Annotated in this window: 25 protein-coding genes; 13 read left to right on the forward strand and 12 right to left on the reverse strand. The window is 39.7% G+C overall.

The window, feature by feature from the left end; translation table 11 throughout:
• Positions 1–102 precede the first annotated feature (102 nt).
• Positions 103–1092 carry an aspartate-semialdehyde dehydrogenase gene (locus tag B2107_RS18565; RefSeq protein WP_209578418.1) on the reverse strand — a complete coding sequence of 330 codons (990 nt, stop codon included), beginning with the start codon at positions 1090–1092 and terminating at the stop codon, positions 103–105.
• Positions 1093–1666: 574 nt separating this feature from the next.
• Between B2107_RS18565 and B2107_RS18570 the strand changes: the two genes are divergently transcribed.
• The 10 genes from B2107_RS18570 to B2107_RS18615 all read left to right on the forward strand — a co-directional run bounded on the left by B2107_RS18570 (position 1667) and on the right by B2107_RS18615 (position 10641).
• Positions 1667–2614 (forward strand): NAD-dependent epimerase/dehydratase family protein, encoded by a 948-nt coding sequence (locus tag B2107_RS18570; protein WP_209578416.1) that lies wholly within the window; start codon positions 1667–1669, stop codon positions 2612–2614.
• A gap of 2 nt (positions 2615–2616) precedes the next feature.
• Complete coding sequence (locus tag B2107_RS18575; protein ID WP_293957229.1) at positions 2617–3342, forward strand: YebC/PmpR family DNA-binding transcriptional regulator; 726 nt, start codon at positions 2617–2619, stop codon at positions 3340–3342.
• A 120-nt stretch (positions 3343–3462) separates the two neighbouring features.
• Positions 3463–4500, forward strand: a complete 1038-nt coding sequence (locus B2107_RS18580) for a hypothetical protein (protein WP_293957230.1) — start codon at positions 3463–3465, stop codon at positions 4498–4500.
• A 64-nt stretch (positions 4501–4564) separates the two neighbouring features.
• Entirely contained in the window at positions 4565–5308 is a 744-nt protein-coding gene (locus tag B2107_RS18585; RefSeq protein ID WP_046673148.1) for a DeoR/GlpR family DNA-binding transcription regulator, read from the forward strand.
• 23 nt (positions 5309–5331) lie between these two features.
• On the forward strand, positions 5332–6792 hold the full coding sequence (locus B2107_RS18590; protein WP_293957231.1) for a lipopolysaccharide biosynthesis protein: 1461 nt from the start codon (positions 5332–5334) through the stop codon (positions 6790–6792).
• A complete protein-coding gene (locus B2107_RS18595) occupies positions 6793–7665 on the forward strand; it encodes a glycosyltransferase family 2 protein (RefSeq protein WP_293957232.1) in 873 nt (290 codons plus the stop codon).
• Positions 7666–7668: 3 nt separating this feature from the next.
• Positions 7669–8583, forward strand: coding sequence for a glycosyltransferase family 2 protein (locus B2107_RS18600; RefSeq protein ID WP_293957233.1), 915 nt, complete (start codon positions 7669–7671; stop codon positions 8581–8583).
• Between the two features lie 5 nt (positions 8584–8588).
• Positions 8589–9344 (forward strand): glycosyltransferase family 2 protein, encoded by a 756-nt coding sequence (locus B2107_RS18605; RefSeq protein ID WP_293957234.1) that lies wholly within the window; start codon positions 8589–8591, stop codon positions 9342–9344.
• Positions 9344–9559, forward strand: a complete 216-nt coding sequence (locus B2107_RS18610) for a DUF3820 family protein (protein ID WP_293957235.1) — start codon at positions 9344–9346, stop codon at positions 9557–9559. Before B2107_RS18605 ends, B2107_RS18610 begins: the two co-directional genes overlap by 1 nt.
• 95 nt (positions 9560–9654) lie before the next feature.
• The gene (locus tag B2107_RS18615; protein WP_293957236.1) at positions 9655–10641 is read left to right on the forward strand and encodes a rhodanese-related sulfurtransferase; all 987 of its coding nucleotides are present in this window, start codon (positions 9655–9657) and stop codon (positions 10639–10641) included.
• A gap of 128 nt (positions 10642–10769) precedes the next feature.
• Here the strand turns inward: B2107_RS18615 and B2107_RS18620 are convergent, their stop codons facing one another.
• From B2107_RS18620 to trmB, 5 genes are all read right to left on the reverse strand, one after another.
• Positions 10770–11465, reverse strand: coding sequence for a DUF937 domain-containing protein (locus tag B2107_RS18620; protein WP_293957237.1), 696 nt, complete (start codon positions 11463–11465; stop codon positions 10770–10772).
• A 129-nt stretch (positions 11466–11594) separates the two neighbouring features.
• On the reverse strand, positions 11595–12857 hold the full coding sequence (locus tag B2107_RS18625) for a DUF5689 domain-containing protein (protein ID WP_293957238.1): 1263 nt from the start codon (positions 12855–12857) through the stop codon (positions 11595–11597).
• A gap of 3 nt (positions 12858–12860) precedes the next feature.
• A complete protein-coding gene (locus B2107_RS18630) occupies positions 12861–14330 on the reverse strand; it encodes a SusD/RagB family nutrient-binding outer membrane lipoprotein (RefSeq protein ID WP_293957239.1) in 1470 nt (489 codons plus the stop codon).
• A 12-nt stretch (positions 14331–14342) separates the two neighbouring features.
• Entirely contained in the window at positions 14343–17594 is a 3252-nt protein-coding gene (locus tag B2107_RS18635) for a SusC/RagA family TonB-linked outer membrane protein (protein ID WP_293957240.1), read from the reverse strand.
• A 438-nt stretch (positions 17595–18032) separates the two neighbouring features.
• Positions 18033–18689, reverse strand: coding sequence for a tRNA (guanosine(46)-N7)-methyltransferase TrmB (gene trmB, locus B2107_RS18640; protein ID WP_120335169.1), 657 nt, complete (start codon positions 18687–18689; stop codon positions 18033–18035).
• Between the two features lie 203 nt (positions 18690–18892).
• On the opposite strand from trmB, the gene fcl reads away from it, so the two are divergent.
• Positions 18893–19816: a GDP-L-fucose synthase gene (gene fcl / locus B2107_RS18645; RefSeq protein WP_293957241.1), complete on the forward strand. Its 924-nt coding sequence runs from the start codon at positions 18893–18895 to the stop codon at positions 19814–19816.
• Positions 19817–19844: 28 nt separating this feature from the next.
• Here the strand turns inward: fcl and B2107_RS18650 are convergent, their stop codons facing one another.
• Both B2107_RS18650 and B2107_RS18655 read right to left on the reverse strand, forming a co-directional pair.
• Positions 19845–20348, reverse strand: a complete 504-nt coding sequence (locus B2107_RS18650) for a hypothetical protein (protein WP_293957242.1) — start codon at positions 20346–20348, stop codon at positions 19845–19847.
• Positions 20338–20757, reverse strand: a complete 420-nt coding sequence (locus tag B2107_RS18655; RefSeq protein WP_293957243.1) for a hypothetical protein — start codon at positions 20755–20757, stop codon at positions 20338–20340. The genes B2107_RS18650 and B2107_RS18655 overlap by 11 nt, the downstream gene beginning before the upstream one ends.
• Here B2107_RS18655 and B2107_RS18660 point away from each other — a divergent pair.
• Complete coding sequence (locus B2107_RS18660) at positions 20756–20893, forward strand: hypothetical protein (protein WP_293957244.1); 138 nt, start codon at positions 20756–20758, stop codon at positions 20891–20893. The genes B2107_RS18655 and B2107_RS18660 overlap by 2 nt on opposite strands.
• Positions 20894–20942: 49 nt before the next feature.
• Here the strand turns inward: B2107_RS18660 and B2107_RS18665 are convergent, their stop codons facing one another.
• Positions 20943–21212, reverse strand: a complete 270-nt coding sequence (locus B2107_RS18665) for a YtxH domain-containing protein (RefSeq protein WP_293957245.1) — start codon at positions 21210–21212, stop codon at positions 20943–20945.
• Between the two features lie 234 nt (positions 21213–21446).
• Between B2107_RS18665 and B2107_RS18670 the strand changes: the two genes are divergently transcribed.
• Entirely contained in the window at positions 21447–22991 is a 1545-nt protein-coding gene (locus tag B2107_RS18670; protein WP_293957246.1) for a YifB family Mg chelatase-like AAA ATPase, read from the forward strand.
• Here the strand turns inward: B2107_RS18670 and B2107_RS18675 are convergent.
• The 3 genes from B2107_RS18675 to ftsH are packed head-to-tail and all read right to left on the reverse strand — an operon-like array spanning position 22988 to position 26402.
• The gene (locus B2107_RS18675) at positions 22988–23611 is read right to left on the reverse strand and encodes a rhomboid family intramembrane serine protease (protein WP_293957247.1); all 624 of its coding nucleotides are present in this window, start codon (positions 23609–23611) and stop codon (positions 22988–22990) included. The two genes, B2107_RS18670 and B2107_RS18675, sit on opposite strands and share 4 nt — an antisense overlap.
• Positions 23612–23619: 8 nt before the next feature.
• The gene (locus B2107_RS18680; RefSeq protein WP_293885165.1) at positions 23620–24267 is read right to left on the reverse strand and encodes a LutC/YkgG family protein; all 648 of its coding nucleotides are present in this window, start codon (positions 24265–24267) and stop codon (positions 23620–23622) included.
• Positions 24268–24320: 53 nt separating this feature from the next.
• On the reverse strand, positions 24321–26402 hold the full coding sequence (gene ftsH / locus B2107_RS18685) for an ATP-dependent zinc metalloprotease FtsH (RefSeq protein ID WP_293957248.1): 2082 nt from the start codon (positions 26400–26402) through the stop codon (positions 24321–24323).
• Between the last annotated feature and the right edge of the window lie 13 nt (positions 26403–26415).

The raw sequence follows: 26415 nt of genomic DNA on the forward strand, positions 1-26415 counted from the left end.
AGAGTCAACAAGTAAGTGCACTAAATTATTAAACGTTTATAAAAAAGAGCCCCCATGAACGTAATCATGAGGGCTCCATATTTATTATGGAATCTACTTGAGTTAGATCAATCCTTTTTCAGCTAATAACTCGGCTACTTGGACTGCGTTGGTTGCAGCACCTTTACGTAAGTTATCCGCTACTACCCACATATTAAGGGTATTAGGTTGAGATTCATCACGACGTATACGTCCAACAAAAACTTCATCTCTACCATGTGCATCTTTCGGCATCGGATATTGGAGTGAAGATGGGTCGTCAACAACAATACAACCACTTTGTGCCGCTAAAGCTGCACGTACATCATTCAAATCAAAGTCATTTTCAAATTCGATATTCAACGACTCAGAGTGTCCACCCATTACAGGAATGCGCACTGTCGTTGCAGTGACTTTAATAGAATCATCACGCATGATTTTATTTGTTTCAAGAATCATTTTCATCTCCTCTTTTGTATAGCCGTTTTCTTGGAAAACATCAATATGAGGGATTACATTGAGATCAATCTGATAAGGATAAGCTTTCTCACCATCTTTTCCGGCACGCTCATCCATTAATTGGTTGACGGCTTTTACACCCGTACCTGTCACAGATTGGTAAGTCGAAACTACCACACGCTTAATTTTATATTTATCGTGTAATGGCTTCAATGCCACTACCATTTGTATCGTCGAACAGTTTGGATTTGCAATAATCTTGTCGTCAGCAGATAACACATCACCGTTTACTTCCGGAACCACCAGTTTTTTTGTAGGATCCATACGCCAAGCCGAAGAATTGTCGATCACCGTAATTCCAGCTTCAGCAAATTTAGGCGCAAATTCTTTCGATGTATCACCGCCAGCGGAAAACAAAGCAACATCAGGTTTCAAAGCAATAGCCTCAGATGGAGTCACCACCTTATACTTCTTTCCCTTGAATTCAATTTCCTTACCCTTGCTACGCTCTGAAGCTACTGGAATTAATTCTGTTACTGGGAAATTTCGCGCCGCCAACACGGTTAGCATTTCAGTACCTACAAGGCCTGTTGCGCCGACTACTGCCACTTTCATTTTTGTCTGTGTTTAAATTGTGTATATAAAATTTGTTATTTGATTTTGTTTTAGTTGATTCTCGAAGAATGAATTCTTCAAATTTAAAAAATATTCAGCAATTTCACTATTAAAATAACAAAATATTAGTCCCTCTACTAAAAATGTCACAACATTTAGAGTTTATTGGCGCTAATTGCCTAAGAACGATCTCTACATCACGTACCAGCCGATAAAATTTAATATTAAAGCAATTCAAAAAAAGTAAAAATTTTCGCTGCTTATTCAAAAAAAAAGAACAAACGATTGAAACAGTTTAAAATCTCATAAAAACAGCCCCAAGAGTCTATAAATTAACGTTTTTTACACACATCATCCAGCATCTAACAGTTGATAGATACTGAAAAGCCTTTATATTTGCATCATAAACCGCCATGGTTGAAATTTCATTTTCATTACACGATGAAACGTAAATTATGTCAGGCTAGATCCTGTCCTAATCGATGGGAACAAATGAGCGGAGCGATTCCTTTATACTGTTGAGCATGGACACTCAAGATGGTAAAAGTAGTAGCTTCATAAATTAAACTTACAAATGAAAGAAAGCATTATTATCATTGGTGCAAATGGCCAGATCGGCACTGAATTAGCTATCGCATTGCGCAAAAAGTTTGGTGCAGAGAATGTTGTAACCACTGACATTAGAGAACCACAGATTAAAAGCCCTGACGAAAATTTCGAAATCGCTAATGTTCTTGACAAAAATGGACTTGAGAAATTATTTCAACAATATAAACCTACTCAAGTATACCTACTAGCGGCTATGCTTTCGGCTACAGGAGAGAAGTACCCTGAAAAAGCTTGGGAATTGAATATGAATGGCTTATTAAATGTTCTTGATTTAGCTGTGAGCTATAAAGTTTCGAAGATATTTTGGCCAAGCTCAATTGCCGTTTTCGGACCGCATTCTCCAAAAAATAATACCGAACAATATTGTGTAATGGATCCAAACACAATTTATGGTATCAGCAAACTTGCAGGCGAGCGCCTCATAGAATGGTATCAAGAACACCGTGGTCTTGATATTCGCAGCCTCCGTTATCCTGGCATCATTTCTTGGAAAACTGAACCAGGAGGTGGTACAACGGATTATGCGGTAGACATTTTTTATGAAGCATTAAAAACCGGTTCCTATGCTTGCTTCCTATCTGAAAACACAGCATTACCGATGTTGTACATGGAGGACGCCATTCGGGGTACACTCGAATTAATGGATGCACCAAAAGAAAGACTAAGCATTCGCCACAGTTATAATCTTGGAGGTATCACATTTACTCCAAAAGAACTTGCACAAGAAATTAAAAAAATTCTTCCTAATTTTGCAATCTCTTACGTAGAGAACGATCCGAGACAACAGATTGCCGATTCATGGCCTGCTAGTCTAGATGACTCCTATGCAAGAAAAGACTGGAATTGGACGCCAGAATTTGACATCCAAAAGATGACGGTCGACATGATTGAAAATCTTAAAAACAAAATATAACAATGGGAAGAGCTTTCGAATTCAGAAAAGAGCGGAAATTCAAACGCTGGGCCAAAATGGCCGTTCAATTTACACGTTTAGGTAAAGAAATCGCTATGGCGGTTAAAGAAAGCGGCCCTCATCCCGAAACCAACTCGAGACTTCGTACAGCAATACACAATGCCAAGGCTGTTAATATGCCCAAGGATCGTATTGAAGCTGCAATCAAACGTGCTTCAGAGAAAGATTCCAAGGGTTATGAAGAATATGTATACGAAGGCTATGGCCCTCATGGTGTACCTGTTTTAATTGAAACTGCGACAGATAACACCAACCGCACCGTAGGAAACATCCGCAGCTATTTTACGAAAGCAGGTGGTTCACTAGGAAAAACAGGATCACTGGATTTTATTTTCAACCGCAAATCCATTTTCCGTTTTGCTGCAACAGAAGAACTGGACTTAGAAGAGTTGGAATTAGAGTTGATCGACGGAGGCTTGGAAGAATTGTATATAGAAGCTGATGAAGAGGGTAATGATGTTGCAGTTGTTCAAACTTCTTTTGAAGACTTTGGTAATATGCAAAAATTACTGGAAGAGAAAGGAATTGAGGTGAAATCTGCGAAATTGGAACGCATCGCCTTATCGCATTCAGATATTACCGAAGAACAAGCAGCGGATGTCTTAAAGATGATCGATAAAATCGAAGAAGATGATGATGTTCAAGCTGTATACCATAATATGGCATAGTTAAGTAATCTATCAAATAATAAAAAAGAGCGCTAGTCGCTCTTTTTTATTTAAAACCCCACCCAGCACCGTCAGAAAAATTACTACATTTGTAATAGACTAAATCAAACTCGTATCAGAATGACTTTTGAAGAATTTTTCATAAAAAAGAAAATTGATTTAAAAGCTTTACAAGCTGCAGATAAACCTTTATTTGAAGAGTTTAAAGCGCATTATTCTGCTATGGGGGAAAAGAGTTTTGACCACAGCAAAAAGTTTTGGTTCAATAAACTCCGAAAAAGTTTCCATCTAGCAGAGGAGGAAACTGTCATTGCAAAACCTATTGTAAAGCAGGTTATCACTGATACAGCATCCGAGACCTCCAGTATTCATACCGCAAAACCAGCAGGCTTTAAACCGCGATTCAAGGCTCCGTCTACAGCCGTAGAAGATGAAATCAACGCAACATCCAAAAAGGAAATAACTGATTCAGCGGAATCCACTCCTGATTCAATACCGACAGGATTCAAACCGAGGTTCAAAGCAGGAGTTACTAAAGCTCCTGACGCAGCCGCAAACACATCTGTACCAGAAGAAAAAGCCGACGAGGCAATAACAGCCGCTCCAAAACCCACAGGCTTCAAACCAAGGTTCAAAGCTGGAGTAACAAAAACGGAATCTTCTGAACAGGCAAAACTGCCCGATACGAAAGACGAAATTAAGCTAGATAACAGCGTAAAAACTGAACCTGAAAACAGCAGCACAGAAACACAGGAATCCGCTGCCAGTAAACCCACGGGCTTCAAACCAAGGTTCAAAGCTGGCATAACAAAAACGGAAACTTCTGAACAGACACAACTGCCCGATACGAAAGACGAAATTAAGTTAGATAACAGCGTAAAGACCGAACCTGAAAACAGCAGCACAGAAACACAGGAATCCGCTGCAAGTAAACCCACGGGCTTCAAACCGAGGTTCAAAGCTGGCATAACCAAAACGGAAACTTCTGAACAGACACAGCTGCCCGATACGAAAGACGAAATTAAGTTAGATAACAGCGTAAAAGCTGAACCTGAAAACAACAGCACAGAAACACAGGAACCCGCTGCCAGTAAACCCACAGGCTTCAAACCGAGGTTCAAAGCTGGCGTAACAAAAATTGACAAAAAGGAAGAATAATTTTCACTACATTTAGACTGATTTTTTTAATTATTTTTAAATTCCGATTAAAAACCAAAGACCAATGTTAAAGGAAGAAAGACAAGCATTCATTATACATCAGATTAACCTACATAACAAAGTTTTATCGTCAGATCTAAGTGTTCAACTGAATGTATCTGAAGATACAATTAGACGTGACTTAAACGAACTCGCCGAGAATGGAAAAGTTCTAAAAGTCTATGGTGGGGCATTATCAAAATCTTTTCAATTCCCTTTTCAGGATGGAAACGTATATGCCAAGGAGGCAAAAAAAGAAATTGCTAAGAAAGCAAGCACATTAATCTCAAATGGCATGACAGTCTTAGTCGGCGGCGGGACAACATTAATCGAATTGGCAAGAACAATACCTGATCACCTTCAGTGTACATTTTTCACTATAAGCCCGTTAGTTGCATTAGAACTGGCAGAAAAACCAAACCTGGAAGTCATTTTGGTCGGCGGAAAGCTTTCACGCAACACAAACATTGTTTCTGGAGCTCAAGTAGCCAATGAATTGGCCGATCTTAAAGTCGATCTTTGTTTGTTAGGAACAAATTCTCTTTCGGTAGAAGACGGGGTTACTGACTCCGACTGGGAGGTTGTACAAATCAAACGCGCCATGATTAAATGCTCAAAAAAAGTGGCTATTTTAAGTATTGCTGAGAAACTAAATTCAGTTCAAAAAATGAAAGTCGTCCCTTTAAGGGATATCTCTTATTTGATTACCGATGTCAATCCAACTGATGTTTCACTAAAAGAATTTGCGAATACAATTGCAATACTTTAATATTGCCGCTCATTTAATTTAGCATGTCATCTCATCAGGAAAAGGACTCTTTAAAATCAAAAACGACGAAAGGACTCTTATGGGGTGGCATGGCCAGCATCATACAGCAGCTTTTGGGATTTGGTTTCGGTATCCTACTAAACCGTAAACTAACAGCGGAAGATTACGGTTTAGTAGCGATGATCACTATCTTTTCCGTTCTAGCTTCTGCCTTTCAAGAAAGTGGGTTTGTTTACGGTATCGTCAATAAAAAGCAGGTTGAACATAAGGATTATAATGCTGTTTTCTGGACAAGTGTCGGGATTGGAACATTTATTTATATTGTTTTATTTTTTGCGGCTCCTCTTATCGCCTTATACTATAATCAACCAGTACTTGTAGAACTTAGTAGATTTACCTTTTTATCCTTTTGGCTAGGCAGCTTTGGTATTGCGCACAATGCTTACCTCTTCCGGAATTTAAAAATCAAAGAAAGAGTCATCACAGGCACTTTTGCACTTATTGTATCCAATGTGGTCGGGGTTTATCTTGCTTATAAAGATTATGCTTATTGGGCGTACGCTATTCAAATTGTATCCTACAGTGGCTTTAATATGCTCGGATTCTGGTATTTTTCCAAATTCAGACCTACTTTCCAGTTCGATTTCCGACCCATTCGTGACATTTTAGGATTTAGCAGTAAAATACTGGTTACCAACATCTTTATCAACCTGAATAAAAATATCTATGCGGCAATCTTAGGACGTCATTATACCGCAGAAGAATTAGGTTACACCGTTAATCCAAATCGCTGGAGCATCATGGCCCAGAATATATTGACCAATATGGTCAATAACGTGACACAGCCTATTTTAAAGGAGATAGAAGATGACAAGGATAGACAAGTTCGGGTTTTTCGCAAACTAATTTCTTTTACTGCTTTTTTGGCATTTCCCATGTTATTGGGTTTAACCACTGTAGCACAGGATTTCATTTCCATTGCGATCACCGACAAATGGGCGCAAAGTGCCATATTTCTTCAAATATTTTGTATTGGAGCGGCATTTGATTCTGTTAGCAACGTTTTTTCTAACCTCATCATTAGCAAGGGAAAACCTCAAGTATATATGCGAAATATAGTCATTTTTGGTTTGCTGCAAATCGCTATCCTCTTCTTTGGCAAATCCTTAGGTTTAGAACTGCTCATTGGATTAACCTCGGGATTAAACGCCCTTTGGATATTTGTTTGGTATGCATCAGCCAAACCGTACATGAACTATTCAGTCCGTTACCTTCTAGGGGATATTTTTGCTTATGCACTATTGGCGACCATCAGCTGCCTAACAGCTCATTACGCCACCGCCGCTATTCCTAACCTCTATCTTCGTTTTGTCAGTACAATTGGAGTTGCTGTAGGTATCTACATCATCGTTAATAGAATCTTTAAACCCAGCATTTTGTTGGAATTATTCCACTATTGCCTAACAGTTATCCGAAAAAAATAGATGGCCAGGATTCTCACCATAATCGTCTCTTATAATTTTGAGCCTTGGATCCACAAGTGCTTACCAAGTCTATTGGATTCGAGCTACCCTACAGATATTTTAGTTGTCGACAACAATTCGGGAGACCATACCACTCAGATCATAAAAGAAACGTACCCGACAATAAGACTAATAGAAAGTTCCAAAAATCTGGGATTTGGAAAGGCCAACAACATCGGACTTGACATTGTATTGAAAGAAGAATATGATTATGCTTTTTTGGTCAACCAAGATGCCTGGGTGGATCGGAACTGTATCGCCAATTTAATCAAGGTTAATACAAGCAATATCGGCATTATCTCACCGATTCACCACGATGGTACAGAAGCCACATTGGACCATGGCTTTGCTGATTACACAAAAGATGCCATCACCAAAAATTCGTATCGGATCTGTCCTTTTGTCAATGCCGCCTTTTGGTTTATCCCCAACAAAGTTATCAGAAAAGTCGGCGGTTTCGCACCGATCTTTTTTCATTACGGGGAAGATAAGGATTATGCCAACCGCATCAATTACCACGGATTAAACATTGTTTTGGCAGAAGAAGCTAAAGCTTATCACGATAGGCAGCAGCGCAAAACAGACCGTAAAGCTTTTATGAAAAGCGAATATGTCTATCATCTGACTGAATATTGCAATATCAATTATACTTTTGTAATAGCTTTTTCGATGGCGGTATTGGCAAGCCTGAAGAAAATGGCATCTTCATTTTTTAAAGGAGATCTTTTTGAAGCAAAGAGCTATTTAACTATTGTTTTTAGATTACTTGGAAAAACGAGTGCTGTTTATCGAACTCGTCAGGCCAACCAGAAAGCATTCAACACAATCTTTTGACACATGAATAGTATTGCTCCAGTCATCCTTTTTGTCTATAATCGTCCTGATCATACGATAAGAACGCTTACAGCATTAGAAAAAAATAAACAGGCAGACCAAACTATACTTTACATCTATTCGGATGCTGCAAAAAATGAAAAGTCTGTGCAAGCAGTCGCTGAAGTCCGAAAAATTATCCATAAGCCCTGGAACTTCAAGCAGGTTGTCATCGTAGAACGAGCGGAGAATTGGGGGCTCGCCGCCAATGTGATCGATGGTGTTACAAAAGTGGTCAATGCACATGGAAAGATTATTGTTTTAGAAGATGACCTGGAAACTTCTGCGTTTGCCCTGGATTATTTTAATCAAGCCCTTACGCGTTATGAAGATGAAGATCAAGTGATGGAGATCAGCGGTTATGGTTATCCGCTAAAAGATTTAAATAAACTGCCTGAGACCTTCTTTTTTCGCGTCGCCAATAGTTGGGGCTGGGCAACCTGGGATCGCGCCTGGCAACATTTCAATCCTAATATTGATGAACTTGTATCGGATTTTACCGCCGAGCAGATACACCAATTCAGTATCGAAGGAAAAGAAAACTTCTGGAAACAAGTGCAGGAATTTAAGGCCGGAAAGATCAACTCCTGGGCGATACGCTGGTATGCTTCTGTATTCAAAAGAAATGGATTAGTTTTGTATCCAAGGAATTCAATGACGCAGAATATAGGCAATGATGGTTCGGGTACACATACAGCTTCGGAATCAACCTATCAGGTTACACTAGCTGAACATCCTGTAGCGTATTTTCCGACGGAAATTTCGGAAAACAAACAAGCCTACGAGGCCATAAAGTATTTCTACGCTCATCGGAAAGGATCGTTATTTAACCGTGGCATCCGATTCCTGAAAAAGAAAATGAATAAATTCAATACATAAAAAACATGTCTGCTCATCCAAAATTTTCGATCATAACTGTCGTTTACAACAATGTGCGTGACATAGAATACACTCTTAAATCTGTTGTCAATCAAAGCTATGACAATATAGAGTATATTGTCATAGACGGGCAATCAACCGATGGTACATTAGATGTTATCCAAAAATATAGCGATAAAATCTCTGTCGTGTTATCCGAGAAAGATAGGGGCATATATGATGCGATGAATAAAGGGTTATCCCTAGCAACAGGCGATTATGTTCTTTTTCTAAATTCCGGTGATGAAATATATGATCTCAACAGCATTGAGAACCTAGCTAAGCTGAGTGACAACGCCGATATTCTTTATGGCGAAACTATACTTATAGACGAACACCGGAATATTGTTGGTGAACGGAGACATAAAGTCCCAGCTCATTTTAACTGGAAAAGCTTTCGCTATGGTATGAATATATGCCATCAGGCCATCTATATCAAACGCGACATTGCCGAGCCATACGATCTCAATTATAAATTATGTGCTGATATTGACTGGGTTATTCGTTGTGCCAAAAAGGCTAAAAAATCAGTCAATGCACAGCAATATGTAGCCCGGTATCTTGTGGGCGGGATGTCAAAACAAAGACATCAGGAATCTTTGAAAGAGCGCTTTGCTATTTTCAAACACTACTATGGGACCATTCCTAATCTATTCAATCATGGGATCATTGCGTTAAAAGCTCTATGGCACCGTCTTAATTATGGAAAACCTCAAGACTAATGTTAAATTCTGAAATTTTAACCGAACTTGTTACAGTCAAGATGCCCTTTGGCAAATACCTGGGATATACCTTATGTAATCTTCCTGAACCGTATTTAGTTTGGTACAACCAAAAAGGTTTTCCGAAGGGAAAACTAGGCCAGCAGTTAGCTACGCTCTATGAAATAAAACTCAACGGTTTGGAGTATCTTCTTGAACCTTTGAAGAAAAGGTGACGAGGGTCATTTTATTCCACTTATTATTTTTCGTAGCTTTGCACTAAATTTATTTTTAGCATTAAACGCCGTTTGCAGCGGTATCAATGAATATCATGACACAATATCAAACTTTGCTGTACTATTGTTACAGCCCTATTGAGGATGCCGAAAAATTTGCATCAGATCACTTAGAATTTTGTAAATCACTGGGTTTAGTTGGCCGTATCATTGTAGCTGACGAAGGTCTTAATGGAACTGTTTCCGGCACTATTGAAGCATGTAAAAGCTACATGGATGCAATTTATGCAGATGGACGTTTTAACAAAACAGAATTTAAAATTGACGATGTCGAAGAACCGTCATTCATTAAAATGCACTGCCGCTACAAAGCCGAAATCGTTCACTCTGGTTTGCGTGATCCGAAAGAAATTGACCCCAACCGTCAAACCGGTGTGCACCTCGAACCTAAGGATTTCTTGGCCATGAAAGACCAAGAGGATGTGGTTGTATTGGATGTACGCTCAAATTACGAGCATAATGTTGGTCATTTTAAAAATGCTGTTACCCTAGATATTGACAACTTCCGCGAGTTCCCGGAGAAAATCAAAGAGCTCGAACAATATAAAGGAAAAAAAATATTAACGTACTGCACAGGCGGTATCAAATGTGAGAAGGCATCTGCTCTCTTGTTAAAAGAAGGCTTCGAGGATGTTTATCAATTACATGGCGGCATTATCAAATACGGAAAGGAAGCCGGTGGTGAAGATTTTGAAGGTCAATGCTACGTCTTTGACAATCGCGTTACTGTCGATGTAAATTCTGTCAATCCATCCGTGGTATCAACTTGTTTTAACTGTGGCAAGCAAACCACCAAAATGATCAATTGTGCCAACCCGACCTGTAATGAGCATTTCACACAATGTGATGAGTGCGGCTGGGAAATGGATGGATGCTGTTCGTCAGCATGTAAGGAAAATCCCAATAAGCGTGAATATGACGGAACAGGATATTATGTCAAGGTTCCTCAACCCGTCAATATTGATAAAATCAGCAAAAGAAAACATAAAAATTTTCCACCGAAAGTATCGGCCGAAGATTAATACAAATTGAACAAACAAGAAGCGGTCGGAAGTGTAGAACTTCCGACCGCTTCCTGTTTAGGATCTGCACCATCTTAGCTTAATCCCATACAAGCTTCTTATCATGACGAATAATAGTCGAACACAGCTTACTTGCCAAACATACCGGCGATCGAATCAAGAATATTTCCCTTCGCCTGTCCATCGTTATTTTTATCAAAAAAACTACCTGCCAATCCACCCAACATGTCGGTAACACCACCTCCCGATGCCGGTTGCTTAGTTGCTTGCGCTTGTTCTTCTTGGCTACCGCCTAAAAAAGAGCCTAATATACCACCCAACATACCGCCACCTGCATTTTGTTGTGTTCCACCTCCTAGCACAGAACCTATCAGATCGCCAATACCACCGCCACTTGAAGCCTGCTTTTGTTGCCCCAAATAGCCCATTACGATCGGAGCAAGTGTGGCCAGTACCCCCGTAACTTGAGAAGAACTCAAGCCTGCTTTATCCGCTATATGCTGTGTCACGACTTCGGTATTTTGGCCGAACATATGGTTAACAATTTTATTACCGTCTTCAGAAACTTTTTGATCCGCTCCTCCCTGTCCAAATAAATCTCCAATTTTATCGAGAATCCCGCTACTGCCATGCTGGTCAATAGCCTTATCAATATTTTCCGCCTGCCCCTTGTTTTTCGCATTGTAATTCAATGCTGCAATCATCAAAGGAACTGCCGCCGCTACAATCCACTTGGCTTTAGATTCACTGACACCAGTAATTTTTGAAATTGTCTCTATCGCTTTAGAGCCTACTCCACCTGTAACTAAATCTGTTAAGTTCATAAGTCTTCGTTTATAGTTATATCATGAAGATAACGATTTTTTCCGTGAGCTGAGATAATAGCTGATGATAAGAAAGCCGCATTGGAATTACACAATCCAATGAGGCCATTTGAAAATCGATTTTTTAAATCAATAACTTTTATAAATAGCGATATCATCCAATCCCAACCTTCCGTTATTAATCACATTGTTACTTGTCCCTAATCCAAGTTTGGTAAGTCTAAAACGAACCGGCCCCTGAATATTCATTAAGAATACAGCCTGTTTTGAATTCATGCTCTCTGTCGTTGTATGCGCGTCCGAAATAGGCTCGCCTGTCTGCTTCCATGTCGTTCCTCCGTCGGTCGAGTATTCCAACTTGAACGTACACGAGCGATCGGTGTAATACGAACCATACCAAAGCGTTACTTTTGAGGCCCCATTCGGCACATCAAAATTCATTTGCACATAACCATCAACACTTAAGTTCTGCTGCATACGGATGGCATTTTTTCCAGAAACGATACGATCACGACCAGCAGTTGTTCCTAGAATAGCCTGATACAGGTTCCATTGCCCCGTTGGAAAGGAGACCGCGTTTTTATCCTTCATATCATAGCTACCTTTCACACTAGCATCTACAGCATCAAAAGTTTCAGGCCAACCTGCATATAACTTACCGCTGGCATAAGCCATATCAGCATAACTCTGCATCCTAACTTGTAGCTTTTCGCCCTCCTTGAATGCAATTCCTCTGAATGATGCACTCGGAGCGATAGACTCCCCCGCAAATGTCGCATTATCTTGTGTATGCAATATAATCTCATTTTTATCACCATCCATCAAGATTTTATCTCCTTTCAACGCTGTCCCAGCTGCGGGTTCAGGTTCAACATCGGCTGTAATATCGATATAGGTTGATTCAAACTCATCAAACTTCGACTTTAGACTGGAAACAGCAACAGGCAATGGGGCAATAGTATTACCAGACGAGTAGACTTTAAGCTGTTGATTATTATCGACTGAAAGAACTAATAAGCCATCTTTTTTAAACAGTTTTGAACCGCTAATATTGATCTGAACCGAATCTCCAAATTTAAATTCAGACGCATTGGGTACCTGAACTAATATTCCACGGCGTTGATTTCGCCAAATATTCTGTACAGCAAGTGTATTTTCCGGTAAATTCTTATTTTCCGCATGCGAAACGACCACTGCTTTGATATATTCTGCCCCTTGTAGCGAAGACGCATTAAGCTGTAAATCGGCATTTTTATATAGACTGCGTAGCGCATACAACGATATTTCAGGATTTAGTGTACCTATCGATTCATTGACGTTGTCTTTGATACAGCCGGACAGCAATGCTGACATCGCCAACATACTGCATAGTATTGATTTTAACTTTTTCATTGATTAGTTAATTGAAGGTTGCCACCACATTTTTTCATTTATCCCGTCTCCCCCCATACGATTCACAGCATCCTGATAATTTACTTTGTTTAAAGATTGTACAATTGTTGGATAATTTAAACGTACTGGCATTTTCCCTTGATTCAACAAGCCTGGACCTTTGTATAAATCCAATAATTGGGTTCTACGGTATTCGTACCACTGTTGGAAATCCGTAAATAGCATCGCATAGTATTTTTGCAAATGCACCTTTTTCAATTTCGCATTATCACTATCTGTGGGCAACAATTGAACCTTTGCACTGCTTAGGTAAGATGCTGGCGCTGTTAGCCCCCAGTATTCCATAGCCGCGTTCACCCCCTTTAAATAGGCGCCAGGCGCATCGACCTGAGCATACCCTCTCATACCACATTCAGCAATAATAAATTGCAACTCGGCGTAATTCATGATATTTCCCATATGAGAGTCGGCTTTTAGACTTGTTAAAAGCGTTGATTGGCGCTCGGGGACATTTCCTCTCTGGTATCCGGACTGCATACCGCCATATACACCTAATGTGGCTTCAGTGGCCCAGATTTTTAATCGTGGGTCTGAAAGGTCCAGCAGATTATTGATAAAAAACTCTGAATAGCCTTTGCTTCCATTAAAATCGATGTCACGGCTATTAAAATAAGGATTCATGTAAGGCTGTACATTTGTGTAATATAAAGCAGCTGTCTCCGCATTGCTCTGCATCACCGGATATTCAGTGGCATTTGTCTCTAATATTTCTTTGATCTTAGCAACAGCATTGGTTTCTGACTTATGCGCTATACGCAGCAACAATCGCAGATATAAAGAGTTGCCGAATTTCTGCCATTTTGCAGGATCTGAATTAAATATGGGATCCATCGCTAAATTGGTCGATTCGACAGCAACCTTACCTTTCAAAAGCGTATTGGCCTCTTCTAATTTTCTAAAGATATCCGCATAAATATCGGACTGTTTATCAAATACAGGAGTTAAATTACTATCACTATACCCTTTATTGCTGTCCGTATAAGGTACATCGCCATACATATCAGTTATTAACGAACTCACCCAAGCATCCAATATAAGCGAAATACCCTGGTATGTCTGGTAACCCTTCTGCTGCCCTTCCCCTGCCTTCCGATAAATGTCGCGTATATTCGTCAACTGTAAGTACCATCCGGACCAGGTAGATTCCGCTTCTGACGGCCTGATTTCATACCGTTGAATCTCCAATGCATCATTCACCGTTACAGTCACTTGCATAAGCTCATTGTTGATGCGCATATTACGTGATAAATTTGTGTTTAACATATTGAGTAAAGCTGGCGCAATGAGACTTTGTGGCGCAGCCGCAGAAATTGCATTTGGATTTGTATTTATCGCGACAAAGTCTTTTGTACAGCTCTGTAGCATCCCACAGGCTGCCAAAAAAATAAAACCTTTTCTTATATTCTTTTTCATAATAGTCTGGAATTAAAATGAGAATGATAAATTGACACCCATTGTGCGGGTTGAAGGGAACTGGGCAATTTCTGCGCCTTTCTCAATGCCACTTGAATTTAGCGACCCAAACTCTGGGTCAAATGAAGGCCATTTGGTCATGACAAATAGATCTCTTCCGTACACCCCAATTGATGCGCGCTCAATTTTCAAACGTTCAACAAAAGACTTCGGTAATGTATAGTCAAATCTGACCTCACGAAGCTTTATAAAGTCCGTGGAAAACGTATTTGATTCTATATTATCCCGGTTAAAATGTTTAGCATAATAATCTCCAGCAGACGCAACAACTGTATTCTTGCTGTAGCTTCCATCACTATTCTTCACAACACCATCGCCGATAATACCATTATATCGTCCCGGAATTGTCTTTTTTAATTTTCCCTCTTCCATCAATACGGCATGCGTCAAAGAATATCCCACTCCGCCGAATTGACCATCAAATAAGAAATTAAATCTAAATCCTTTGTATTTAAATTCATTCCCCCAACCAAATTTGGTCGTTGCGTTTGGATTACCGATATACATGTTCTGTTGGGACAATACAGGAAGTCCATTTTCGTAAACAATTTGGCCATCCTGATTCCGCTCATAACCAAGTCCATAAATATCACCAAATCGTTTACCGGGGATGGCCACAATCGATCCTCTGCTACCAAACAACGTAGACAGCACTAATTCTCCTTGCAGATCTGCAGGTATAGAAATGACTTTCGAATCATAGCTCGTTAAATTTCCATACATATTCCAATTTAACCCATCTTTCTTCTTCATGATATCGCCAGAAAGCGCAATCTCTATCCCCTTATTACGTACCTCTCCAGCATTCGTAATTTGATTCCTGAAACCACTTGAAGGATCTACTGGAGATTCAATAATCTGATCAAATGTAGAATTTGAATACACGGTGAGATCCAGCTTGAGCCTATCTCTGAACATTCTAAAATCTGTCCCCAATTCGTAGGAACGTGTACTTTCAAAGGTCAGATTTTCAGCTGGAACGGTAGTTGGATTCGTAAGCCCCCCCGTAGTCCCCTCAACACTACGGTAGCCATAAGAATTTAGATACGGACGTGTACCCCCGCTCCCGACTTGAGCAAAAGACGCTCTTACTTTCCAAAAATTTATCGCTTTTGGCAGGTTTAGCAACTGGGAAATAACAAAACTTGTATTGAGCGAAGGGTATACAAATGGCCTAACTTCGTTTCGTTTTGGAGAAGCTAATGTACTCGCCCAATCGATACGATTCGTGGCGTCGACAAAAATCACATCCTTATAGCTATAATTTAATAAGGCATATAAACTATTGACCGCATTTTCTAAGCGATTGGGTAAGTATACGACTTTTTCCCTAGCATTTGCAAAACTATACTGATTCGGATAGATCAGGCTGTTAGCGTAAGCATCATCTTTAATATACTTATTGTGCATCAATGAACCACCAACAGACGCACCAAATTTATGTTGAGTGTTACGCTGATTGTTATATTGCAATAAAAAGTCCGAGGTAATTTCTTGGTTGTTAACTGATTGCTCCCTGTAATAGCCATAAGCGTACTTATAGGTATCAAATGGTCTCGATTGTTTGCGCTTATCATAGCTCCAATCGATTCCCGTCCGCACCATTAAGTTCAACTCTTTATTGAATCTATAATCGGCCTGTAAATTTCCAATAATATTGTTTTTATCCTGCGCATTGATCATATCATAAGATATGGTTCTTGGATTATCCAACAGGTTAGAAAACGGAGTCATCTGTTCAATACCTTCCTTTCCTGGAATCCAATTCTGCTCTAGCCAAGCCGCATTCACATTCGGTACAATACCGCGTACAAAATACATGTAACTTTGGTTGTTATACCCGCTGTTTGGCAAATTATCCGACCCTCTATTATTGAAATTAATTTTTGTTGAAAGACTCAACTTATCCGTAATCTTATTATTGAACTGCATCGCGATGGTATTCCTATTATAGCCCATGTTGGGAATAATCCATTTATTCGTCACATTCGTATAAGAAAACCTTGAGCTGGTCTTTTCGGTGGCACCAGAAATACTGATCGAATTGGTAGACGTGAGCTCCGTTTGGAAAAGATCCTTTCGGTTGTTTTCATAGGGTCTCCACAATGTCCGCTCCGGAGGTGTCAAACGGTAAAAATTCGGGTCGTACTGATAGTAATATTGTCCATCAAATTTGGGGCCCCATGCAGATGAAGTGCTGAAAGTACTTGCCCCATCCTCTGACTGTCCATAGGAATAATAAAGATCCTGATCAACAGCACCCTGACCATATTCATATTGATAGTCAGGCCATCGATTAATCGTACCTATCGCCGTATTCGAATTAACCGATATACCAATCCCTTTCTTAGAACCTTTCCCTTTTTTTGTCGTAATAATCACGGCGCCATGGGCACCACGGGCACCGTAGAGTGCTGAGGCACCAGGTCCTTTCAGTACAGAAACGGATTCGATATCATCCGGATTAATATCCGCCAATGATGTTCCAAAATCTACAGGAGAATCACTATCCAAGTAATTCGAATTACCATTACCAGTCATCCGTGCACTTGCCCCCATGACAACCCCATCCACAACAATCAATGCGGAATTGTCACCTGTAAAAGATGTTTCCCCTCTTAGAATAATCTGATTGGATCCCAAAGGTCCCGCACCCGACTTTACCAAATTCAAACCAGCGACTTTTCCTGTGAGGGCATCTGTCCAGTTATTTGAAATTGCATTCGTCAATTCCTCGCCTTTGACCGTGCTTATGGAATAGCCAAGTGCCTTCTCTTCACGCTGTATGCCAAGTGCTGTCACAACGACTTCATTGAGCGCCTCCGATCTCGCACTCAGAGAAATTTTAGCATTCAATTGGGCAGACGAAAAAGTTTTCGTTTCAGCTTCATAACCGATCAGCTGAAAACGGATTGCTATTCCTGATTCAACTTCAATATCGAAATTACCATTTCGGTCAGTCGCTCCTTTAACTACACCCGCTGCAAGAATTGATACGGATGCCAAAGGTTCTTTCGTCTGATTATCGACAACTTGCCCTTTTACTCTAATCTTGGTCTGCTTAACTGCATGCACAGCTTGATCAGATCCTAGTGAAGCCGCCATTGCCGTAAAATCCATATTACAGGCAATTGCTAGTGCTGCAAATAGCACTTTCGAGGAGGAGTGCCGCAGATTAATTTGGATAGGGTTAATACTAAACATAGTTATTGGTGTAAATTGTTAATTTTCAATTTGGCACAAAAATATATCCCTAACAAAAAGTTTGCTTTAACTTAATGTTTTCTTTTTGTTAACAATTATTTCGAATAGCATTTCTTTTAACAACACTATTACGATTTAAAATTTTACTAAAATGCCTTGAAGTCCACTAAAAAAGGATTTTCACACATTAGGCACGCTTTTGAAGCATTGTTTCCTTGGTTATCTTTTATTTTCAAATCGAAAATAATTAATAATACTTAAAAAACGAAATAAATCGAAATTATTTAAACATCGGAGTAAACAAAAAAATAGCCTAAAAAAAATGACCTTGAATCATCTGAAAACTAATAGAATACAATAAAAAAACAGTAAAACCCCATAAAACAAAAAAAGCCTAAACTTTCGTTTAGACTTTCTATTTTGAAGTAAATTTATTCGTTATCGTTTTTCAAAACTCCACTTCACATAGTTAATGTTCTTGTCATGCGCCAAATACTTCCGCTCGTAGTATGTTTTAATGGATAATACGTTATCCACCAAGTCTGAATGGTAAAGATCCGTCGTTTCTTTATATTTTTTAAAGTTCTGTAGCTCAATCTGCTCCAGTGTGTAAGCATAGAAACCATCGTTATCTGTTTTCAAATTCATCATCCCCTCAGGTTTCATAATGATTTTATAACGATCTAAAAACTTTGGCCCTGTCAATCGTTTCTTTTCACGACTATCTTGCGGTTGCGGATCCGGAAAGGTAATCCAAATTTCATCAATTTCATTTTCAGCAAAATGTTCAAGAATAGTCTCAATTTGTATTCGAAGAAAAGCAACATTCCGAATGCCATCCTCCAAAGCTGTCTTGGCTCCACGCCAAATACGATTACCTTTAAAATCGATACCGATGAAATTTTTTTCCGGAAACAATCTTGCTAGATTAACAGTGTACTCACCTTTACCACAAGCAAGCTCCAAAACAACCGGATTATTGTTACCAAATTGCTTCTCAGCCCATTTTCCTTTATATTCTTTGCCTGCGTCCAGTTGAATTACATTTTCAAAAGTAGCAACTTCAGCAAATTTACGTAGTTTGTCCTTTCCCATTTTCAATAAATATCCCGCAAAAATAACCTTATATTCCCGCTTAAAAAAATAAATCTTATCCTAGGAAACATACCATTGATTGGCGAAAAATCATGAAGCCAATAGACTAAAGAGAGAGCAATCAATAAATCACTTTCATACGGGCGATTTATATTGCATATAAAAAGCAATTTATCTAAGTTTGCAAAACTCAATAACTTATCGTGGAAAAAGGCGCTAAAATTTACGTAGCAGGCCATCGAGGAATGGTCGGATCAGCAATACATCGCAAATTAATAGAACTGGGATACAGCAACATCGTTACTAGGACATCTCAAGAATTAGATCTGCGCAATCAACAAGCAGTAGCTGACTTTTTCAAGGAAGAAAGACCTGATTATGTTTTTCTCGCTGCCGCTAAGGTTGGTGGGATTATGGCTAACAATACCTATCGCGCTGATTTTATCTACGAAAATATAGCCATTCAAAATAACGTCATCAAATCATCCTACGACAATAATATTAAAAAGTTAATGTTCTTAGGATCCAGCTGTATCTATCCAAAGATGGCCCCCCAGCCTTTAAAAGAAGACATGTTGCTAACAGGCACCCTAGAGCCGACGAATGAACCCTATGCAATCGCCAAAATTGCAGGTATAAAAATGGCAGAAGCATTCCGGGATCAATACGGCTGCAATTATATATCCGTAATGCCAACAAATCTTTACGGAATTAACGACAATTACCATCCGCAAAATTCACATGTGTTACCGGCGTTGATTAGAAGATTTCATGAAGCGAAAGCCAATAACTTAGATGAGGTTGTTATCTGGGGTACAGGAACACCTTTAAGAGAATTTCTATTCTCTGATGACCTAGCAGACGCTTGTGTCTTCTTAATGAATCATTACAACGAAAAGCAATTTGTAAATATCGGTATAGGTGAAGATATAAGTATAAAGGATCTCGCAGAAATGATTAAAGATGTAATTGGGTACACAGGTAATATTACTTTCGACAGTTCCAAACCCGATGGTACACCGCGCAAGCTCATGGATGTATCAAAGCTACATGCACTCGGATGGAAGCACAGAGTCAACCTTCGGGAGGGTATTCAACTCGCTTACACTGATTTTTTGCAAAAATAAGTCGCCAAATAGCAAAAATAACACCTCATTAATAAGTCTCACTATAAGAAGGAATGCCGTATTCATTGACTTCATCGTTTATCGCTGAATTTTGCGCTTGAGCAAATTTATTCTTTTTCTTCTTTTTAGGTCGAATAAAACTCGTTAACTTTCCAATAAGACCACTAATCTTATCTTGATTGATTTGGCCTACTGCACGTTCTGATAACAGCAACATGAGCGCCTTTTTAACAACACCTGTATTTTTTAGAAACAATCTGTTCATTACAAAGGGTACCCCGATACGTAAAATCTTTGTTAACCAATCAGAATCTGGATTATTACTCTTAGCAAACATCTGCTGTATAATATTCGCGCCAGGGATATTATTTTTCAAAGTATTGAAAAAACGGATGGGGGCCTCTATTTTATTATTAAGCAAAGTAAACTGAGCCTTTAGGTAGATTTCCTGCTCGTTCTTTAATGTTTTTAATCGCAATATTTCAGCTTTAAGTTCCTGTAAATTACGTATTTTGGTCTGTTTATTGTTCATTTGTAGCCCTTTCTCTATCAAATTTTTCTTTACGTATTTCTTCCTCTTCTTCTTCAATTTCATCGTTCCATTTAGCCAAAAAACGTCGAATGGAAAGATCCATAAATTTTGATTCCAGCATAGGCTCAAAAACCCGTATTAAGATAATGATCACTAAAAAGATACCCGCTGTTGCCAAAAAACCCAATGAATAACTGCCCAATAACTCACCGAGCCAAAAACCTAACGCTAAACATAAGAAAAACAGAACAAATAAGCTAAAAATAAGCTTAGTTGCATCCACCACTAAGCTCGCAATTAAACGAGAAGAACGTTCAATGGTTTTTAATTTGACAAGTTTAAATTGGGAGTCAATATACTCCTTGGTCTTTTGAAACGTACCACTAAGTGAAAATTTTTCTTCTTCCATGCATTTAAAATTTATTCAGGCTACTTCAGCCCATAACGAAAAAAACGAAAACGCTGTATCTGATTACCGCAGCACAGCACTACTCTATACTTATAAAGAGCGTGCAGTTATCGTAAACAGCTATGTCGCGAAATAGCCTGATAATATGTACTCTACACCAATTATTCTTTTGAATAATCTGCAAATTAGGCATGTTCGATGATATCATCATCCAGCACATCTTCTGCCTGATTCAACTTACCTTTCAATGTAGAAACAATTTTCTCTTTAAAATCATTCAACTGATCAAATTGCTCCTCCGCTCTTTCCCGAATAGCATCACTCAAATCGCTCAATGAATCATTTATTTTATCTCTTGTATCTGATCCCTTGTCTGGAGCAAACAAAACTCCCAAAGCGGCACCCGCGGCAAGACCGGCTAACAACGCCAAAGCTACTTTACTTGTGTCATTCATTTCTTTTTGTTTTAAAGTTCTAATTCTATTAAGACGAATATAGTCCTCGTTAATAATACAATTATCAAAGCAAATCGTTTGCCAAACAATGCTTTTTATCTATTATTAATAGGGGACTATATGAACAATATAATGATTTTTTTGGTAATCTTATATCTGATATCAATATTTCACCCCACAATTACTAACTTACTCAATTTTTTAGTATCTTTAAATCAATCGATTATAAAAATTATGCTAAATAAGACCTATTGCAGCGCCGTCTATGGGATAAATGCCTGCACAATTACCGTTGAGGTAATCGTATCTACTGGCCTTCATTATTATATCGTCGGCCTGCCTGACAATGCCGTTAAAGAAAGCTTAAGACGCATCGAAAGTGCCATTAATTCCTGTCAACTTCACATGCCTCGCCAAAAGATCGTTGTCAACTTGGCACCCGCAGATATTCGTAAAGAAGGTTCAAGTTACGACTTATCAATCGCAATCGGCATATTAGCATCTTCTGGGCAGATTACAAATATCCATCTGGAAGACTATCTTATTTTAGGCGAACTATCGTTAGACGGAAGTATTAAACCCATACGTGGTGTTCTACCAATTGCATTACAGGCGCGCAAAGAAGGATTTAAAGGAATAATATTACCTAGATCCAATGCAAAAGAGGCAGCTATAGTCACTGAAATCGATGTTATTGGTGTAGAAAATCTGACCCAAGTAGTGGGATTCCTCAATAATACAGTAACAATCGAGCCTACAAAAGTTAACATACAAACGTTTTTCCAGGATGATACGGCCATTTACGATGTCGATTTCTCTGATGTACAAGGACAGGAGAATATCAAACGAGCGCTGGAAATCGCAGCAGCCGGTGGACATAATCTTATTTTAATAGGTCCGCCAGGCGCAGGAAAAACCATGTTGGCAAAAAGACTACCAACGATCCTTCCCCCGCTCAATATGGACGAATCGCTAGAAACGACCAAAATACACTCTGTCTCTGGAAATCTAAAGGCGAAAGACTCTCTCGTCACTGCACGGCCTTTTCGCTCTCCGCATCATACAATATCCGATGTAGCCATGGTAGGGGGCGGCTCAAATCCATTGCCGGGTGAAATTTCTTTATCTCATCATGGCGTATTATTCCTTGACGAATTGCCAGAATTTAAACGGAGTGTCCTCGAAGTCATGCGTCAGCCGCTGGAATCCCGTCAAATTACGATATCAAGGGCTAAACTTACCGTCGAGTATCCCGCAAGTTTTATGCTGATTGCTGCCATGAACCCTTGCCCCTGTGGATATTTCAATCACCCAGAGAAAGAATGCATCTGCGGCACTAACACCGTGCAGCGTTATCTAAGCAAAATATCAGGGCCACTTTTAGACCGTATAGACCTGCACATCGAAGTCACCCCCGTGCTATTTGACGAACTGAGTAAGACACGCTCTGTAGATGATAGCCGTACGGTGCGCCGTCGGGTCATTCAGACACGCGAAATCCAGAAAGAACGTTTTAAATCCTTCCCAAACGTACATTGTAATGCGCAAATGAGTACCCGATTAACGCGAGAAATATGTCAGATTGATGAAGCCGGAAGGAAATTGCTCAAAACTGCAATTGAGCGTCTAAGCCTATCCGCAAGAGCATACGATAGAATACTGAAGGTTGCCCGCACAATCGCCGATATGGAAAATAGCGCTACAATCGACAACCACCATATTGCTGAAGCTATCCAATACAGAAATTTAGATCGGGAAACCTGGAACGGAAAATTTTAGAACTGTGCCAGACAATGTTTGACAACCCAAGGAAAACAGATGATCGTCAGGATTAGTCCCGACAGCGCACCAAAGAAATGAGCATCGTGATTAATACCGTCATGTCCCTTCTTGGAGGCCCATACACAATAACCTAAAAACAGAAATGCAAATAAGTAAGCTGGCATTGGAATAATCATCATAACCCCAATGGTCACCTTAGGATCGAAAAGAATATAACTAAACAGCACCGCACAGATAGCACCTGAAGCACCCAAGCTATAGTAACCTGGATTATTTTTCTGCTGTACGATCGTTGGTATATCGCTCAGAATCAAGCTGCCTACATAAATAACAGCAAATAAGATATGACCAAAGGGACTTGCAGCAGCAAGTATACCTTCTAAACCAAATCCAAAATAGTAAAAAGTAAGCATATTAAACAGCAGATGTCCCCAATCCTTGTGTACAAAACCACTGGTCAGGATCGTAAAGACATTGCGGTTGCGGGCAATACTGTAGGGATGCAACATCAGTTTGCCGAAAAGTTGTTCGTGTGAAAAAGTATAGACGCTAATGGCGATCGTAAAAAAAAAGATAATACTCGCAACAGGCGTTTCTGTTAAATAAGTTAATAGCATAATAATTTCTAGAATCGATCCTCTAAAAGTAAAACATAAAGTTCTTTTGGGCCATGTGCTCCCAAAACCAACCTCTTCTCAATATCAGCCGTTCTGGACGGACCAGTAATGGTAGAGATCATTGTCGGAATCTCCTGACCGTAACGCTTCTGCATATAAGCCAAAGCATCTTTCAAATCCCAGACCAATTGCGAAGCCTTGGCAACGACAATATGAATGGGGGGATATATACTCAGCCGACGTCCGGAAGCATTTGCATTACTCACCATAACACTTCCATTACGAGCTATTAAAGCCTCACAGGAGGTGATACTGGCATTTGCCAATTCAAAATCCTTCTCTGTTTTCAAAAAGGGAAAACCATAAGGACTGAGTAAATTCTGAATACCTTGTTCCCAAGCATAGATATTTTTAATGCTATTTACTTCGGTCAACGAAATCAAATTTTCAATCAGACCAATCTCGCCATCACAATATAGAAATTTGCCTCCCGCAGCGGTCAATTCACGCACAAAAACAAGATCCACTAATTCATCTTCATCATGGTAAAGAGCAGTTTCCTTAAAGTTCGGATGGGGATTATCATTTTTTTGTAGTAATGCCTGACGTACCCGTTTTAACATTACCTCCTTTGCAGTTGCGTTCTTCACGTTCATGGCGCAAATATATAAATGCAGCGCTAGAATCATCTAGCGCTGCAACATTCAAATTAATTCAATTTTTTTGACGGATTGTCTGAACTCGGACCATCGCTGGATCGCGCTTCGTCAGGATGAATATCTAAGGGTAAATCTGTTTGTGGCACACCACCACCATCGGCACCATTCACAAACTCCTCGTAAGTAGTTTTGGTTTCAAATGGACGCTTCCCTAGTATCTCTTCTAAATCCGATTGAAAGAGGATTTCCTTTTCCAATAGCTTCTCGGCTATTTTGATCAGTCCTTCACGTTTATCCAGCAATAACTGTTTAGTACGTGCATAAACATCGCTGATCAAGTTACGAACCTCTGCATCAATCAACTCTGCCGTTTTGTCAGAATATGGCTTTTGGAACGATGCCTCCGAGCTGTCTCTGAAAGAAACATTTCCCACTTTATCATTCATACCGTATATCGCAATCATTGCATACGAAAGCTGCGTAATACGCTCCAAGTCGTTTTGAGCACCAGTTGAAATCCTTCCAAAAGTAATATCTTCAGCTACACGACCACCCATGGTCATACATAAGCTATCAATAAGCTGCTCGGTCGTATATAAAAACTGCTCGCGGGGAAGATATTGTGCGTATCCCAAAGCAGCCACACCGCGTGGAACAATAGATACTTTAACCAAAGGATCTGCATGTTCCAAAAACCAGCCAGCAATAGCATGCCCAGCTTCATGATAAGCCACAATACGTTTCTCTTCCGGAGAGATAATTTTATTCTTTTTCTCAAGACCACCGATCACGCGATCAACTGCATCCTGAAAATCTTGCATATCAATTTCCGGTTTATTTTTACGGGCAGCAATAAGTGCGGCCTCATTACATACATTGGCAATTTCTGCTCCTGCAAAACCAGGAGTCTGTGCAGATAATTTTTTGGCATCAACCTCAGCCGACAATTTCAGCGGCTTAAGATGCACTTTAAAAATTTGTTCACGTCCGATCAAATCTGGCTTATCAATCGAAATTTGACGGTCGAAACGTCCCGGACGCAACAATGCGGTATCCAATACGTCGATACGGTTAGTAGCTGCTAAAATAATAACACCCGAATCCGTGCCAAAGCCATCCATCTCAACCAACAATTGATTCAACGTATTTTCACGCTCGTCATTTCCACCCATCATTGAATTCTTGCCACGGGCGCGGCCAATTGCGTCAATCTCATCAATGAAAATGATACAAGGCGCTTTCTCTTTAGCTTGTTTAAATAAATCACGAACACGAGATGCACCCACTCCCACAAACATTTCCACAAAGTCGGATCCCGAAAGTGAAAAGAATGGCACTTGAGCCTCACCAGCTACAGCTTTCGCTAGCAATGTCTTACCTGTTCCTGGAGGCCCTACAAGCAATGCTCCCTTAGGAATTTTACCTCCAAGATTTGTATACTTACGCGGATTTTTCAAGAAATCGACAATTTCCATCACTTCCTGCTTCGCCTCTTCAAGACCCGCCACATCATTAAATGTAATATTGATCTGAGCCTCTTTATCAAATAATTGAGCTTTTGATTTACCAATATTGAAGATAGCACCGCCACCACCGCCGGCACCTCCGCCCATACGGCGCATCAAGAAAATCCAGATCGCAGCCAACACCAATAATGGCAACATAAAGGTGATAAACCAGCTAGCCCATGGATTAGAACGGTCATCATACGTTAATTGTACCTTTGGTGTACCAGGTGCTAACTCAGCTTGCGAGGCAGCTAACTTTTTCTCCAAAACATCAGGAGAAGCATCTTTAAAAATATATTGTGGTCCTTTGTCCTCTTGCCCAGATAAACTTGGTAAAGGATCGGAGGTCTTTACAGCATCCTTAAAACTAGGGTTATCCTTCCAGCCTTTCTTCAGATACACCTCAACCTCTACAAGATCATTCTTCTTATAAGCGACAAGGCGCTCTACAGAGCCCGTGTTCAACATGCGTGTCTCAAAATCGCTATAGCTAATTTCCTTAGCTGGGTTTTCTCCAAAAACGTACTGTAAGGCAAAAAAACCTAAAAACATGGCAATCATAAGCCACACAAAATTAAATTTTGGCGGTTTTGGGCTTACCTTACTACTCGGGATTTTTTTCATTATATCGTAATTA

The sequence above is a fragment of the Sphingobacterium sp. UBA7855 genome, assembly GCA_002500745.1.
In the GTDB taxonomy this organism is placed as follows: Bacteria; Bacteroidota; Bacteroidia; order Sphingobacteriales; family Sphingobacteriaceae; genus Sphingobacterium.